Origin of the sequence: uncultured Methanobrevibacter sp., from assembly GCF_902769175.1 — an archaeon.
In the GTDB taxonomy this organism is placed as follows: domain Archaea; phylum Methanobacteriota; class Methanobacteria; order Methanobacteriales; family Methanobacteriaceae; genus Methanobrevibacter.
On the sequence record NZ_CACXNW010000012.1, the window covers coordinates 82,328 to 98,028 of the forward strand.

General features: G+C 29.2%; 16 protein-coding genes. 15 read left to right on the forward strand and 1 reads right to left on the reverse strand.

Translation table 11 applies throughout. The features are described from left to right. Positions 1 to 103 precede the first annotated feature (103 nt). From QZV12_RS05460 to QZV12_RS05480, 5 genes are all read left to right on the forward strand, one after another. Positions 104 to 2,779 carry a hypothetical protein gene (locus QZV12_RS05460; protein ID WP_295618451.1) on the forward strand — a complete coding sequence of 892 codons (2,676 nt, stop codon included), beginning with the start codon at positions 104 to 106 and terminating at the stop codon, positions 2,777 to 2,779. 371 nt (positions 2,780 to 3,150) lie between these two features. After that, positions 3,151 to 3,834, forward strand: a complete 684-nt coding sequence (aroD, locus tag QZV12_RS05465) for a type I 3-dehydroquinate dehydratase (RefSeq protein WP_295618454.1) — start codon at positions 3,151 to 3,153, stop codon at positions 3,832 to 3,834. A 264-nt stretch (positions 3,835 to 4,098) separates the two neighbouring features. Beyond that, on the forward strand, positions 4,099 to 4,824 hold the full coding sequence (locus QZV12_RS05470) for a hypothetical protein (RefSeq protein WP_295618457.1): 726 nt from the start codon (positions 4,099 to 4,101) through the stop codon (positions 4,822 to 4,824). 165 nt (positions 4,825 to 4,989) lie between these two features. Further along, positions 4,990 to 5,550, forward strand: a complete 561-nt coding sequence (locus QZV12_RS05475; RefSeq protein WP_295618460.1) for a phosphatase PAP2 family protein — start codon at positions 4,990 to 4,992, stop codon at positions 5,548 to 5,550. A gap of 287 nt (positions 5,551 to 5,837) precedes the next feature. Then, positions 5,838 to 6,458, forward strand: a complete 621-nt coding sequence (locus QZV12_RS05480) for a sister chromatid cohesion protein PDS5 (RefSeq protein ID WP_295618463.1) — start codon at positions 5,838 to 5,840, stop codon at positions 6,456 to 6,458. Positions 6,459 to 6,748: 290 nt separating this feature from the next. Here the strand turns inward: QZV12_RS05480 and QZV12_RS05485 are convergent, their stop codons facing one another. Next, entirely contained in the window at positions 6,749 to 7,552 is an 804-nt protein-coding gene (locus QZV12_RS05485) for an alpha/beta fold hydrolase (protein ID WP_295618466.1), read from the reverse strand. A gap of 286 nt (positions 7,553 to 7,838) precedes the next feature. Here QZV12_RS05485 and sucD point away from each other — a divergent pair, with 286 nt between their 5' ends. The 10 genes from sucD (at position 7,839) to QZV12_RS05535 (ending at position 15,540) form a co-directional block, all read left to right on the forward strand. Next, the gene (gene sucD / locus QZV12_RS05490; protein ID WP_295618469.1) at positions 7,839 to 8,705 is read left to right on the forward strand and encodes a succinate--CoA ligase subunit alpha; all 867 of its coding nucleotides are present in this window, start codon (positions 7,839 to 7,841) and stop codon (positions 8,703 to 8,705) included. Positions 8,706 to 8,905: 200 nt separating this feature from the next. Continuing rightward, on the forward strand, positions 8,906 to 10,108 hold the full coding sequence (hmgA, locus tag QZV12_RS05495; RefSeq protein ID WP_295618472.1) for a hydroxymethylglutaryl-CoA reductase (NADPH): 1,203 nt from the start codon (positions 8,906 to 8,908) through the stop codon (positions 10,106 to 10,108). A 116-nt stretch (positions 10,109 to 10,224) separates the two neighbouring features. Further along, the gene (locus tag QZV12_RS05500; RefSeq protein WP_295618475.1) at positions 10,225 to 10,605 is read left to right on the forward strand and encodes a hypothetical protein; all 381 of its coding nucleotides are present in this window, start codon (positions 10,225 to 10,227) and stop codon (positions 10,603 to 10,605) included. 243 nt (positions 10,606 to 10,848) lie between these two features. Continuing rightward, the gene (locus QZV12_RS05505) at positions 10,849 to 11,004 is read left to right on the forward strand and encodes a hypothetical protein (RefSeq protein ID WP_295618478.1); all 156 of its coding nucleotides are present in this window, start codon (positions 10,849 to 10,851) and stop codon (positions 11,002 to 11,004) included. A 146-nt stretch (positions 11,005 to 11,150) separates the two neighbouring features. Further along, positions 11,151 to 11,615, forward strand: a complete 465-nt coding sequence (locus tag QZV12_RS05510) for a hypothetical protein (protein ID WP_295618481.1) — start codon at positions 11,151 to 11,153, stop codon at positions 11,613 to 11,615. Positions 11,616 to 11,785: 170 nt separating this feature from the next. Continuing rightward, on the forward strand, positions 11,786 to 12,502 hold the full coding sequence (locus tag QZV12_RS05515) for a DUF116 domain-containing protein (protein WP_295618484.1): 717 nt from the start codon (positions 11,786 to 11,788) through the stop codon (positions 12,500 to 12,502). Between the two features lie 190 nt (positions 12,503 to 12,692). Further along, positions 12,693 to 13,076 carry a hypothetical protein gene (locus QZV12_RS05520; RefSeq protein ID WP_295618487.1) on the forward strand — a complete coding sequence of 128 codons (384 nt, stop codon included), beginning with the start codon at positions 12,693 to 12,695 and terminating at the stop codon, positions 13,074 to 13,076. Between the two features lie 232 nt (positions 13,077 to 13,308). After that, entirely contained in the window at positions 13,309 to 13,704 is a 396-nt protein-coding gene (locus QZV12_RS05525) for a hypothetical protein (RefSeq protein WP_295618490.1), read from the forward strand. A 328-nt stretch (positions 13,705 to 14,032) separates the two neighbouring features. Next, on the forward strand, positions 14,033 to 14,740 hold the full coding sequence (locus QZV12_RS05530; RefSeq protein ID WP_295618493.1) for a hypothetical protein: 708 nt from the start codon (positions 14,033 to 14,035) through the stop codon (positions 14,738 to 14,740). 281 nt (positions 14,741 to 15,021) lie between these two features. Further along, positions 15,022 to 15,540: a DUF367 family protein gene (locus QZV12_RS05535; protein ID WP_295618496.1), complete on the forward strand. Its 519-nt coding sequence runs from the start codon at positions 15,022 to 15,024 to the stop codon at positions 15,538 to 15,540. Positions 15,541 to 15,701: the final 161 nt, after the last annotated feature.

Here is a 15,701-nt window from a genome sequence, read left to right on the forward strand (position 1 = left end):
TATGTTAAAATTCACTTGTATTACTATGATATTAGAGATTATATAAAATCCTAATTTAAGAATTTATGAAATCTAGAAATTATTCTAAGGAGGATAAAAATTTATGAAATTAAATAAATCCTTTATCTTAATTTCATTGATATCTATTTTCCTATTGTTAAGTATTAGTGCAGCTTCCGCTGCAGATGATATGGATAATCATGTCATGGCTGATTCTGCTTCAGATATGACTATTGATGATATGGATATTGATGATATTAGTGATAATAGCAAAGATAATAATATATTATCTCAAGGAGAAAATACAGAAATTATTGCTAACTCTACTGGGGATAGTGGAAAAATCGATACAACCATCGAATCTGAGAATAAAACCTATAAATATGGTGAAGATATTAAAATCCCAGTAATCGTTAAAGACAAACAAAGCAATAATGTAACCATTGCAAAAAAGGATCTTAATGTATCTAAAGGCAATGAAGCAATTAATTTTACATTTGATAATGAATCCAATGTTGTCTTGAATCAATTAGATTTAGGAGAATATGTAATTAACATTAAATATTTAGGTAATGCTACTTACAATGCCGCATCAACCTCTGTTAATTTAACTATTGAGAAAACCAACACTACCATTGTAAATTTTGAAGAAAAAATCAAAAATGGTACTACAGTAAGCTTTGACCTTATCATCAAAGGTGAAAACGATTTCGATGTTCCATTCACCAAAAATGATATTAAAGTTTATCATATTACAGAAACTGAAGAAAAGCTTACATTTGTTCTTAAGGACAAAAAAATTACAATAGCTAACATAACTGAAATGGGTGAACACAATATCAAAGTTGTATTTAATGGAACCAATATCAGTACTGGCTGTGAAAAAATCATTAAAATCATTATTGTTGATAACAATACAATTAAAGCTAATGATACATTGAATAAGACTGTGCATGATAGTAAAGACATTAATATTCCTATAGTCATTACCAATGGATATTTTGATGTTGAAACCAATAAGACAATTGTAACTAACCTTACTGTAGAAAAAGAAGATTTAACTTTAATATTCAAATACAATAATGGAACTGAAAACATCACTGAAGTGATTCCTATAGGTAATTTTAATTTAACTGGTCAACCAGGTAATTATACAATTAGCTTCACTAATGATACCTTAAAAGATGACGGTGAACTTACAATCATCTACAAAAACGACACTCTTAGTGAGGCAAACAAGACCATTAAATTTACAAGATTTACTAATGTGTTAATTGAGGTAAAAAATGCTGTTGTAGATTTCCAAACTGGAAACTTCACTTTTGTATTGAAAGATGCTGAAACAAATGCAACTTTACCTAATGTCACTATTACAATCAAAGGAGTAAAGTTCTACTCTTTTGTTAATGGTTCTTCCCTTAGTCCAAGTAAGGATTTCACTACTGATGCAAACGGCCTCATAGTTATTGAAAATCTTAATTTGAATTCAGAATATGAGTTTACCTCATTTATTTACAACTTCACAGCTCTTGCTGCTGGAAAATATAATTTAACTTTTAACGACACTAGTGGTGGTAATTATAATATCACCAATGAAAATGCTGAAATCACTGTAAATCCTATTGCAGTTGACATTATAGCTAAAAACTATAAGCAACAAATAGGAAGCGGTGTAAAATACACTTTCAAAGTTATTAACAAAAAAACCGGCGAAGCTGTAAAATTAGTTTCTATGCAATTTAAAGTAAAAATAGGCTCAGCTTATAGTACTTACAACACAACCACAAACATGTCTGGTGAATCTGGATTTACCATTAATTTAGCAGGTGGTACCTATCCAGTGATTATTGCAACCAACAGTGCAAACCTTGTAAAGAACTCTGTAAGCAGAAACATGACCCTTACCAAAAAACCTGCAGTTTTAACTGCATACAATAGAACCATCTATTTCGGTTCCGCTCCAACTACCATTGTAAGATTCACTGATAAAGCAACTGGTAAATACATCAACAGAGGAATCGTAAAGGTAAGAGTATACATTACTTCCAAAAAATACGCTGATTTAGCATTCTACACCAATAAAACAGGTCAATTCAAATTCAATATGGCATTACCTGTTGGTGTACACAAGCTTATCATCAGCAGTGGTGACAGCAATTATACTGCAAGCAGCATTACAAGATATGTTACTGTTAAAAAGGCATCTGGTAAATTTACTGCTCCTAAAATAGGTACATACTACAGATCCGGTAGAATCTATTCCATTAGATTAACCAACACTAAAAACAAGGCTAATATCTATGGTGCAAGTGTAAACATCAAAGTATACATTTCCAAATACAGATTCTACAACTACACTGGTGTAACTGATGGATACGGTAAAATCAACATTAAAGTTAATTACAAACCTGGAACTTATAAGGTAGTTGTAAGCAATAATGACAAAGGATACACTGCAAAAGCTGTAACCGGTCAAATTAAAGTTTACAAACATCCTATCAAATTTGCTCCAGTTGCTTATAAAGTCAAAAAAGGAAACTACTTTAAAGTAAAAGTAATTAGCTTAAAAACCAAAAAAGTGCTTTCTGCCGTAAAGATCAAAGTAAGAGTATACACTGGTAAAAAGTCTAAGGTCTACACTATTAAGACCAATAAGAAAGGAATTGCAAACTTAAAGGTTGTTCAAAGTGTAGGAAAACATAAGATAGTTCTTACTAATCCTGCAACCAAACTTTATTCTGCAAAAAGCCTTACTAAGACTATGACTGTAACAAAATAAGTAGAAAGTTTTAATTAAAATTTAAGAGAATTATTTCTCTTAATTTCTTTTTTTTTTAAATGATTTTTTTCAAATTCTTTTTTTATGTATCTATATTTTGATTTAATTTCTTTTTTTAGGAATTTTAAATTTATTTTTAATATTTTTGTTTTAATTTATTTATTCTAATTTTCATTTCTTATTATGTTTTTTTTTTAATTAATTGAAAATCTATTTTTTTATTAAAGAATAATTAAGCTTTTTTATTAATTCATAATTTAAATTAAATAAGTTTATTATTTATAAAAATCAATATAATAATACTTAAAATATTTAAACGAAAAAACATTTAACAAAAACCCATCAATATTTTTATTTTATGAGGTAACAACGTGTATAGTGAAACTAAAATAGCTATTCCAATTTTTCAAAGAAACAAAGAGGATATCTTAAAAGTGGCTAATGAATGCATAATTAAAGGTGCAGATATTCTTGAGCTTAGAATAGATGGAATGGATAGTCCTAATCCACAAATCGTTAAGGAGATTATAGAGGAAATCAATTTTCCTACAATAGCTACAAATAGGACCATGAAAGAGGGAGGATCCTTTAGAGGAAGTGAAGAAGACAGAATAGCCATACTTAGAGAATGCTGTGATGTAGCTGATTATGTTGATGTTGAGCTTCAAACAGATAGGAAGCTTATTGAATCTATTACTGAAACTGGAGTGACCTCAATCATTTCATATCACAACTTTAAGCTAACTCCAGAACTGGATATATTGATGGACATTGTCATTCAGGAAAAGGAAATTGGAGACATTGCAAAAATAGCTGTAATGCCTAACACATTAGAAGACATCTTAACCATTCTTCCTATCTTATCTCACTTTGATAACACTATAGCCATTTCCATGGGGGAATTAGGAAGCTATACAAGAGTGATTGCATCTAAATTCAATGCTCCATTCGCATTTGCTGTAGTCAATGACAATACTGCTCCAGGGCAAATAGACATTGACACAATGAAATCATTAATGAACAGCGATTTAATCAATACAGATGACTTAAAATAATTTCATCTTTTACTTTTTTTAAAATTTTTTCCTATTTTTTTATTAAATATTATTATTCTATTTCTAACACTGATTGATTAATTTTAGACTGATTTTAAGAAAAAACTTTATTTTATTAATTAATATTTTAGTTCTGGAACTATTGATTAATTTTGAACTGGATTTTAAGTAAAAACTTTTTTCCACTTTATTTATGTATTAAATAATTTATTGAATTTATAAAAATAATTATTAACTATAAAATCAAAAGATATAATTGATATTATGAAAGTGGTAGCTATTGGTGCGGATATTTCAAATAATGATGTTTCTGTTTCTCCCTCATTAGTTGAAAATATTGAAAGAGACATTCCAAATCTATTGGAATTGGGAGCAAGAAAAGCCGCTTTAACAAATATAACCGGTGATGATATAGTCATTACAGCATTTGTTGAAGATGAACTTTTAGAAACAGTCAATGCAGGAATTGTAAAAATCCTAAGGGATAATGCAGAGGATTCCGGCGATTTGGATGGAATATCACAAGATCCAAATAAAGGAGGAGAAGGAATCTCCTATGCAGAAGCAAATCTTGAAGATGGACTATATCAAGATGCAATAGTAATGGCTTTTGACACCTATGGTGGAGAAGCCTTTGTAGCAGATGTTGCAAACTCTGCCATTGAAGCGGCAAGTGGCATGAATGCAGTTACTGGAGTAAGCGATAAGATAGGAAGTAGAACAGATATTCCTGGTGTTGGATATGTGTCCTCCAACGATACAGATGATCCTGTAGTAGTGGTTTCCGTCAATGAATTGGAACAGATTGCTGTAGTTGCAAGTACAATGATTGGAGCAGCTTTAGGACATAAAAACACTTATCTTGTAAGAAGGCACACAGCATGCAATGTGCTTCCAGGAAGTGTCTTGGTATCTGTAACTGCACTAATGAATGGAAATATGATAGACTTATCTATACCATTTGAAAACAAAACAAGAATTTTAGGTTAAGTATCATTTTAATTGATTTTAGATATGATTATTTTTATTTTTTTTAATAAAGTATTGATTTAATAATGCATAGATTAGATTATTCTTTATTGAAATTTTTTCTTATTTTTTCTTATAATTAGCATCATTTCATAATATGAATTATTTTTATGTATTGGAGATAATATGAGTAATATACAGATAGACTTATTATATTTTATAAATAATGGATTGCAAAATCCCATTTTAGACAAGATAGTACCTATCATATATTCTCTTACTGATGTGAGAGTGATATTGGGTTTGATCATATTGGCTTTAATAGCCTCTTGGATATTGAAAAATGATAAGGTTAAGAAGATTGCACTCTTATGCCTTCTTGCTTATGGTTTTTCCATTATTTTGATAATGATTTCTAAAACTTTCTATCCAAGCCCAAGGCCTTTTATTGCTTTGGAAGGAATTCGATTAACTGTGCATGATAATGGATTTTATTCTTTCCCTTCAGGCCATTTTGGAATTTCAACTACTGTGATTTCTGTTATCTTATTGAAGGCAGACAAGTATAAAAATCAATTGATTGTTTTAGCAATCATTTATTTGCTTATGTTGGCATTTGTAGTGATGTACGGTGGAGTTCACTATCCGATTGATATAATCGGCGGTGGAGTAATAGGAGTAATATCTGCAGTAATCATTGTACGTGTTTTAGGAAAATATTTGCCTTGGATTAATGATTCCTCATAATAATGTTAATAGGTTCTAAATCCTATTTTTAATAATATCATTATTAATAGGTAAAATCCTATTTTTAATAATATCATTATTAATAGGTAAAATCCTATTTTTAATAATATCATTATTTATAGGTTTAAATCCTATTTTTAATAATATCATTATTTATAGGTTTAAATCCTATTTTTAATAATATCATTATTAATAGGTTTAAATCCAAGTTTTAAAAATTTCATAATGTTTAATAAGTTGATTAAATCCAAGTTTTAATAATAAGAATTCATTTAAGAGTCAATAATATGTTTGAAAATATGGATGATGAAGAGATTCTAAAGGAATTAAGGCAATTGACAAAGGATAAGGAGTGCTGGAAAACTAATTTAGATGATGTTGCACTTATATTGAATGGTGATTATTCCGATTCAGTTAAGGCAAAGGCATTATGGCTTCTTGGAGAAATGGGTTTGAAATATCCTAAGGAAATAGGACTATATGTTAAGGATATTGGAATCTATTTAGAGGATGAGAATCCTAAATTGAGGGAAAGATCTGCTAATGCAATTGGAAGAATAGGGCGTGCAGATAAGGATTTAGTAATCGATTATATGGACAAATTGATGAAAATGAGAAATGATGAATCTGCCAATGTCCGCCATGCTTTCATTTGGGCTTGTGAAAATATAGCAACAAATGCTCCTGACCTATTCTGTGAAAAGCTTGAAATCTTTTATGAAATGATTTCAGACCCTGGAGAAAAGGTTAGGATAGAAGCTCCTGAAATGTTTAGGGTGATCGGCAAAACAAGGCCGAATTGCGTAAAACCTTATTTGGAAAAGTTGGAATATGTTGCAGAAAATGATGAGAATCCTACAGTTCGCATTCATAGTGCTGGTGCAATTCGAATTACAAAAAAGCATTAAAGAAAAGTGAAAATATTAAAAGTAACTAATTAAATTATTTAATTAATTATTTTAATACTTCATTTCAAAAAAATATTTTTTAATTGTTTTCTTTAATTCTTTAAAATATATTTTTTTAATTATTTTTTTTTATTTAATTCACTAAAAACTAATTTTTTTAATTATTTTTTTCAAGAAAAACTGTTTTTTTTAAATAATTTTTTATTCAATTCACAAAAAACAATTTTTATTATTAAATAATTTTTAATAAATAACTATTTTCAATATATCTAAAGAATTATTTCAATTTTTTATTCATTTAAAAAGTCGCTTATGACTTTCTTGAATTGTTCTGGCTGTTCTATTACTACCAAATGTCCAGCATCTTCAATAAATTCATATTTGGCATCCTTTATTCCATCAGCAACTTCACGACCTAATTCAGGAGGATTTATGCCATCATATTTAGCAGCTATAACCAATGTTTTGCAAGTGACTTTATCATAATCATTTGAATTGTCAAAGTTAGCAAGTGATGCATCTTCAGCAGCCTTTTCCTCTTCATTCAATTCTATGCTTTCTTCACCACTTAAGAATTCTTCAACATTCAATTCTCCCTTTGCAACCTTTTCAAATGAACTTGGAGCAAGGCTTGCCTTCAATATGACTCCCATCATTTCCTCTTGAGAGATTTGGGTTATGTCAAGATTTGCTTCCTTAAGAATCCTTGCAACAGAGGAGGTTTTTCCATTTGGCTTTGTGCAGGCCAAAACAAGGTGCTTGATGTCATCACATTTTGCTTCAGCTGCCCTAAGGGCAATATATGAACCCATGGAATAGCCTATGATATCCACTTTTTCCAAATTCAATTCCTTGATTATTGCATGTATGTCATCTGCATGATCATCAATTGTGTATTCCTTTGGATGTGTTGATTCCCCATGTCCTCTTGTATCGATTGTTATTACACGATATTCATCCTTAAACATGTCTCTTACAGGATACATTGTAGTTTTATCTCCTGTAAGTCCATGAATCAATAGCAATGCATTTTCACCATGCTCTGTATCATCTATGCATATTTCAATATCATTTATGTTTAAAAATTTTTTCATTGTAAAGGCTCCTTTTTCTTTATATAATAGTTTTCACTGATGAATATATACATTTAGCACTAATTATTTCTTAATTTAATTAAGTTATATCCAAATTCAATCCAAATTTTCAATTTTTCTCTAAAATGGCTATTTGAAATAAATATTTCACTGTTATAGTGTGAAATAAATGGTTAACTATTTAATATTTAAAGTCTATATATAATATTGATTAATAATTTTATAGAATTGTTAACTATTTACATTTACTTAAAAATTATTTAATATAAATTTGAATGTGGTTTACATGATAATATTAAATGAAAATACAAAATGTTTAGTTCAAGGAATTACTGGAAAGCAAGGTCAATTCCATACTGAACAAATGATAAAATATAATACAAACATTGTAGCAGGTGTTACTCCAGGTAAAGGCGGACAAGAAGTATGTGGAGTTCCTGTTTTTGATTCCATTGAAGAAGCTAAAGAAAATGTTGATGTAAATGCATCAATTATTTTTGTACCGGCACCTTTTGCTAAGGATGCTGCATTTGAATCAATTGACCATTTGGATTTAGTCATTATAATTACTGAACACATCCCTATTCATGACACTATGGAAATCATGGCATATGCAAAGGCAAAAGGAGTTACTGTCATTGGACCAAACACTCCTGGCGTAATCTCTCCTAAAGTAGGTAAGCTTGGTATCATGCCAATCCATATCTTCTCTGAAGGAGATGTAGGAGTTATTTCCAGAAGCGGTACCTTAACTTATGAAATTGCAAGCCAATTGACTCGTGCAGGAATTGGACAAAGTACCTGTGTCGGTATTGGAGGAGACCCTGTTATCGGTACTCCATACATTGAAGTATTGGAAATGTTTGAAAATGATCCTGACACAAAAGAAATCGTTTTAATAGGTGAAATCGGTGGAGGAGCTGAAGAAGCTGCTGCTGAATACATTAAGGACAACATTAGCAAACCTGTTGTAGCTTATATTGCAGGTATTTCTGCACCACCTGGAAAAAGGATGGGTCACGCAGGTGCTATCATTGCTGGAAATTCAGGTACTGCAAAAAGTAAAATGGAAGCTTTAACTGCTGCTGGTGTAAAAGTGGCACAAAAGCCTTCTGAAATCGTAGATTATATTAAAGAAGCTCGTGGAGAATAATATTTCTCCTTACTTTTTTTATTTTTATTCATTGATAAAAGACAAAATCTGAAATTTAAAATTTGCAAAAACCAATATTTCAAAAATACTATTTCAAATTATTATTTCAATTACTATTTCAAAAACACTATTTCAAATTATTATTTCAATTACTATTCAAATTACTATTTTTTTAAAATTAACCATTCTTGAGTGATATTATGGATAAGGAAGAAATCATTGAAAAACTATTGGCTGGTGAAATGAAACTTTATCAAATTGATAAGTTTACAAATGACCATACAGAAGCTTTAGATATCAGAAGAGAGTTTATAGAAAAATATTCTAACTGTGAACTTAATCAAATAGCCAATTATACATTGGACATGGAATTGGCCTTTGATAAAAACATTGAAAATCCTATTGGAACTGTACAGATACCTATTGGTGTAGCAGGACCTGTTACAATCAATGGGGAATATGCAAAAGATGATTTCTTTGTCCCTCTTGCAACATCTGAAGGTGCATTGATTGCATCAATCAATAGAGGTTTTTCAGCTATCACTGCAGCTGGAGGAGTTAATGCAAGGGTGATAGGAGATAAGATGACAAGGGCTCCAGCTATTAAAACTGAATCTGTTGTTGAAGCAGTAGAGGTAAAGCAATGGTTTGAAGATAATTTCCAAGAGCTTAAGGAAATAGCAGAATCAACTACAAGCCATGGAAAGCTTGTTAAGATAGATCCTATTATCATTGTAGGAAATAACGTTTATCCAAGATTTGTTTACTCAACTGGGGACAGTATGGGTATGAATATGGTTACCATAGCTACAGAAAAGGTTTTGGCTAAATTGCATGAGGATTTAGGGGTTCATGCTTTGGCATTAAGCGGAAACTTATGTGTAGATAAGAAGCCTGCAGCAATCAATATTATAGAAGGAAGAGGAAAAACAGTTGTTGCTGATATTATAATTCCAGAAGCGATTGTAAGGGCAAAGCTTAAGACAACTGCAAAATCCATAGAAGAGGTTAATGTTGCTAAGAACCTAATCGGTTCTGTTGCAGCAGGAAGCATGGCTTACAATGCTCATTTTGCCAATATGATTGGAGCTATTTTCCTTGCAACAGGTCAGGATGAAGCTCATGTAGTTGAAGGTTCCCTTGGAATCACAACTGCTGAAGACAGGGATGGGGACTTGTATTTCTCTGTAAATATGCCTGATTTGCCAATTGCTACCGTTGGTGGTGGAACAAGGCTTGAAACCGCTAATGAAGGATTAAAGATCATTGACTGTGCAGGAACTGGCAAGGTAAACAAATTTGCTGAAATTGTTATTTCAACTGTTTTAGCAGGTGAATTATCTTTAATTGCTGCAATATCTGCAGGTCATTTAGCTAAAGCTCACCAAGAGCTTGGAAGATAATTATTTTTTAATTATCTTTTTTATTTATTAATTTTTTATAAATGGAAAATTTCAAGTTTTTTAAATTTTTTAATGTTTTTTATGCACTGTTTTTATAATTTTGTCTGATGATTAAAATGTCTGAGAAGGAGTATATTGATTTTAAAAAGGAATTTGAAGAATTTAAAAAGGAATTGGAAAAGAGCAAACCTATGTTTGATGATGATTCCATTGAGTTTAATGATTTTGATAATTTGATTTCATTATCTGAAAATGAGGATTTTTCCAATTCAGGAAATGATTTAAGCAATTTTTATTATGATTCAAATGGCAGTTTTCCTAACATTGCTCTTGAAACCGATGATATTCTAATCAATTTAGTCATTAAAAAAGATTATTCTAAAATTGAGGATTTTGATATAAGAAAGGAAGAATTCTTTAATGATTTGAGAGAATTTATTGAAGAATTCAAATCAACTGAAGAATCTGATGAATTGATGAAATATTATGAAAAATGATGTATTTTCATAAATGTATCAAAAATAATATATTGACTTTTTTTCAATAATCAATATTTAGTAAGATTGTATTGATTTTAACTCATTTTTTAAGAATTAATATTTAGTATGATTGCATTGTTTTTAACTCATTTTTTAAGAATTAATATTTAGTATGATTGCATTGTTTTTAACTACTAAAATGAACATAATATCAATTACTTAAAACAATAGTTATATTTTATAGCTATATTAGGTGATATTATGTGTAGTTCTGGAGGCCCAATGGCTGACCTTTCAATGAAAAAATTGAAAACCAAAAAATACAAATGCTTAGATTGTGGAAATGACTTTAAGGGATTAGGTAAAAAAGTTATCTGTCCTTCTTGTCAAAGTGACAATGTAGAAGCACAAGAATAAACGAATTGCTATTTTAATTGTTAAGAGTAAATTTATTTTCTCTTAACTTTTTTTATTAATTTTAACTTAAATTAGACTATTTTTTAAAATTTTTTATGATTATCTTTTATTGTTTTCAAGGATTATAATCAATTATTGGTGATATTATGCAAACAGAGATTAAATTTACAAAGGATGAAATACTGTTTTTGTTTGGTGAAAGCGGTATGGTTGGAATAGTTAAGGCTGGAGAGGATAAAATGCTCTTTATAGGAACTCCAGACAGTGATGAAATCGTACAATATCTTGAAGAAGATGATTTAATAGCTGTTTCTTCCTTTAATTTAGGTGAAAAATATGAAAAGGGAATAAGATCACTTGCTTATCTTACAAGAGATATAGAATCACCAATACTTGTTCTTCCTAAAGACCATCCTTCTTCAAAAAGACTTAAAATGGTTTTGTCAGTAGGTGAAAATGTAAGGCTTGACTGTGGAATAGTCCCTGGAACTCACCCAGAACAGGACATTTTATGTTCATGTGACAACCTATCAGGTTTGAATATAGTCAAATCAAAGGATGGTGTGGTTATCGAAGGAGAAGTGAAGAACTATAAAATAGAGCCATTCTAATATTGTCCGATTTTAAAAATAGATAATCTCTTATTGTTTGCTTATATATATCCTTTTTAAAAATAGCTAATCTTTTTATTGATTGCTTATAAATATATAAAAAAAGTTTATATACATTAAAATAAAATAATAAAATATTATTATTAAAAAAAATTAAAGATTGACGAATTATGTTGCTCCATGAACAAGCATTCCAATTAATTGGAGAAGGTATTGTACTTTTAGTATTCCTTATAGTTATTATTTTAATTATAGGGCTTATTTTAGGTTTTATTCTTGTAAGAAGAAATAAGATGCTGTTTCCATCACTTATTATCTTCATAGTAAATGTCCTTTATTCTCCATTTAAAAGTTTTGTAGGGCTTTTAGGCTTAGACGATGCTTTAGTTGACAATATTGGAATAGAAGTGAGAAATAAGGTTAATAAGTCCAAATTCGATGAGATACCTCCTGAAGATAAGATCATTGTATTGCCACATTGTCTCAGATCAGCTCAATGTGAAGCCAGTTTAAAGGAAACTGGAATTAAATGTACCTACTGCGGCAAATGTGCAATTGGAATCATTAAGGAAAAGGCTGAACCAATGGGATATAAGGTATTCATTGTACCTGGATCCAGTTTCGTTAAAAAGATTGTTCAGCAGAACAAATTCAAGGGAGTTGTTGGTGTAGCTTGTCATGTAGACTTGAATCAAACAATGATGGCATTGGAAAAATTCTCTCCTCAGGGAGTATTGCTTTCCCCCTCTGGCTGTTTTGAGACAAAGGTTGATGTTTCAAAGGTTCTTGAAACAATAGGCTATTATGAATTCAGGGATGAACAGAAGAAACAGTTAAATGATAGCGAAGCTATTGATGATGATTTGGAAATTAAGCCAAGTAAATAAGCTATTCAATAATCATTACAATTTTCATTACAATAATCTATTCGATAATCATTTTCAATAATCTATTCATTATAGTTTTCAATAATAATTGTTATGGGGGATTATTATGGAAAATAAATACTTTAAAGTTGTTTTGATTGTAATTTTAATAATTTTACTCGTCGTTGGTGGTTTATACTTATTTTATTTAATGGATGAAAATCCTTCTGACAACCCTATTTCTTCAAAACAAAAAGTTACATTAACTGTTGCATCAGAAGGGCCTTATGATGTTGACAAATTTTGCCAGGAAGTTCGAACACATCCCTATTATAAAGGATATGATAATGAAACTGTAGAATGGCTTGATAAATATGATAATTATCAAATTTTATCATCTTCAAATGCTTTTGTTGTCATAAGCAAAGGAGAAATTGGAAAAATACATGTATTAAATGCAAATGATGCTTTTATAAATGAAACATTTGAATGTGAAATTGTAGAAAACCGATCATTAGGTTCTGGCTTAAAAGATGTTTTAGTTGTTAGGGACATTGATTATAAGTATGAAACTGTAGGTTCTATGTTAAAATAATTTCAAAAAATCTCTCTTTCTATTTTTCTATTCTTTCTATTTTCTATTCTTTCTATTTTTTCTATTTTTGATTATTTAGTTATTTGAAATTACAATAGTTTTATATATTAAGAATAATTAAATAATAATTGAACAATATAACAATTGAAAATTTAACAAATGCAAAAATATAATTAAATTAAGAAATTACATAATTTGATGTCAAAATTATAAAAATCAATTGAGGTGGAACATGTCAGAAAGTGAAATAAGCCCATTTTTTACAATAAAGAAAGTAAGGGCTGGAGATGAATTAAAAATGGATCAAAAATATATTAAAATCAGGTCTAATTCAGATAAGGTTATTGCGATTCATTATAAAGCTCCTATAGAAAGAACAATTGAATTGGAAATGTTTTTTGATAGCTTTAATGCAATAGATAGAATCAACTATGATATTGGTGGAACTGGTTGGATTGGTGCAAACTTCAGAGGACTTATTGATGGAAAAGATGATTCATTGCCAGTAGACTATGATTATAAGATCTTGATGCTGGAAGAATATAAATGTCCTACTAAAGTAGAACTTAAAAACCTTAAAAGAAGTTCTAAATTCCGACCTAAATTTACTGTAGAGGATTCTAATTAACTCTACTTCTTTTTTTTCTTTTTTTTTGAGTTTGTAAAAAAGTTTAGGCTTAAAATCACAAAATTAATTTTTACTTATAATTAACTCTAATAAAATTAAAATACTCCTATAAAATTTTACAGTCTCATTTTTTTTTAAAATTTTTTCCATTATTTGTATTTTATATTTTAAATTTTTCTTATATTTTTTAAATTATTTCTTATCTTTTATCTTCATTTTTATCCTAAAGTAAAAACTTATTTATAATAGCAATCAAAATTAATAATATTAATAAAAATATTTTATTAATCTAAATGATTTTTTTCTATAAAAATTATGGAGGAAAAGAATGAATAACAAAAAAATAGCTATTCTGGCTACAGCAATTGCAGTACTTATTATTGCATCAGTAGGCCCTGCTTCAGCATTTGAATTATTTGGAATGGACTTTTTCGGAGGCCCTACCACAGATTTTGACAATAAGTTCATGTCAGGTACATTTACTGGAAATGTAAGTCAAAATGAAATCAAGGATGCTGATGCCACTGTAAAAGGATGGACTGATTCCTATGAAGATAAGGAACATAATATAACCTATAATATGTCCTGTGTAAGAGAAGGTTCATTTATCACTGATTTATATCAATTGCAAGGATTAGGAGCACCAGAAGTGAGAAAATACAATGACCAACCATGGAAAATCTTTTATTCACAAGCTGTTCCTACTGTAAATGGTACAAATGACACTAAGAAGAATTCATCTGGAGACAACAGTACAATCAATGTATACATTTGTGAGGCGGACATTAATGGAACTGCTTATACAATCAATGTAATGGCTTATGACAATAAGACTGAATGTGACGGCAGTATGTTCTGTCCATTGTTTGAGGATTATCTTGATCCTTTAATTAAGAGCATTCAATTTAAAGATGCTAAAAAAGCTCCAGAAATGTATGAAGTATTGAATTTATCTAAAGAAGAGTTTAAATTCAATCAGGAATATGTAAATGGTATTTTAAATGGAACCATTGATCCAAATCAACTTCAACAATAGGACATAGTTAAGACAGAATAATTAATATTATTCTGTTTTTTTATTTTATTTGATTAAAAGAACAATTATTTTATTCGTTTTATTTATTTTATTTAAGATTAAGAGAATAACTATTTATTCAAGATTAAAAGAATATAAATTTATTCTAGATTAAGAGAATAACTATTTATTCAGATTAAAAGAAATAAATTTATTCTAGATTAAGGAATAACTAATTTATTCAAGATTAAAAGAATAACTATTTATTCATTTTTTATTTTTATTTAAAATTAAGTGATTTTATGAAAGTTACTGTTTTTCATGCTAATGAATGTGATAAAAGGAAATGTACTGCTTTTAAAATGGAAAAGCAAGGAAAATGCAGAATTGTATATAAGATTCACCAAATTCCAAGAGGTGCTGTTGTTTTAAATCCATTTTCCGAAAAGGCAGTTTCCTATGAGGATAGGCCACTTGTTGAGAATAAGGGAATTGTAGGACTAGACTGTTCCTGGAATAAGGTATCCAGTTCTGCTAGTTTTTTTAGCTTATCCAAATACCATAGGTCTCTTCCATTTTTGATTGCTGCAAATCCTGTTAATTTTGGAAAGCCTTGTATCCTATCAACAAATGAAGCTATTGCAGCTACCTTTTATATAACTGGATTTAAAGAAGAGGCCCATCATATTATGGATGGGTTTAAATGGGGTCATTCATTTATTGAAATGAATTTTGACTTGCTGGAAGCTTATAGCGATGTAAAAACAAGTGAAGAAGTTGTAAAGATACAGAATGATTTTCTGGAAGCTCATGAAAAATAGTGGTTTTTTATGTTTTTTTCCATTAATATTTTAGTCATATAATGGATTTTTTATCTAAATATAGTTTATTTTAATAAAAACTCTTATTTTTTTTTATTTAAATTGAGAGGGTGTCACAAATTTAAAAAAAAATCAAATTCATGATCCCAATTTTTTTTTTA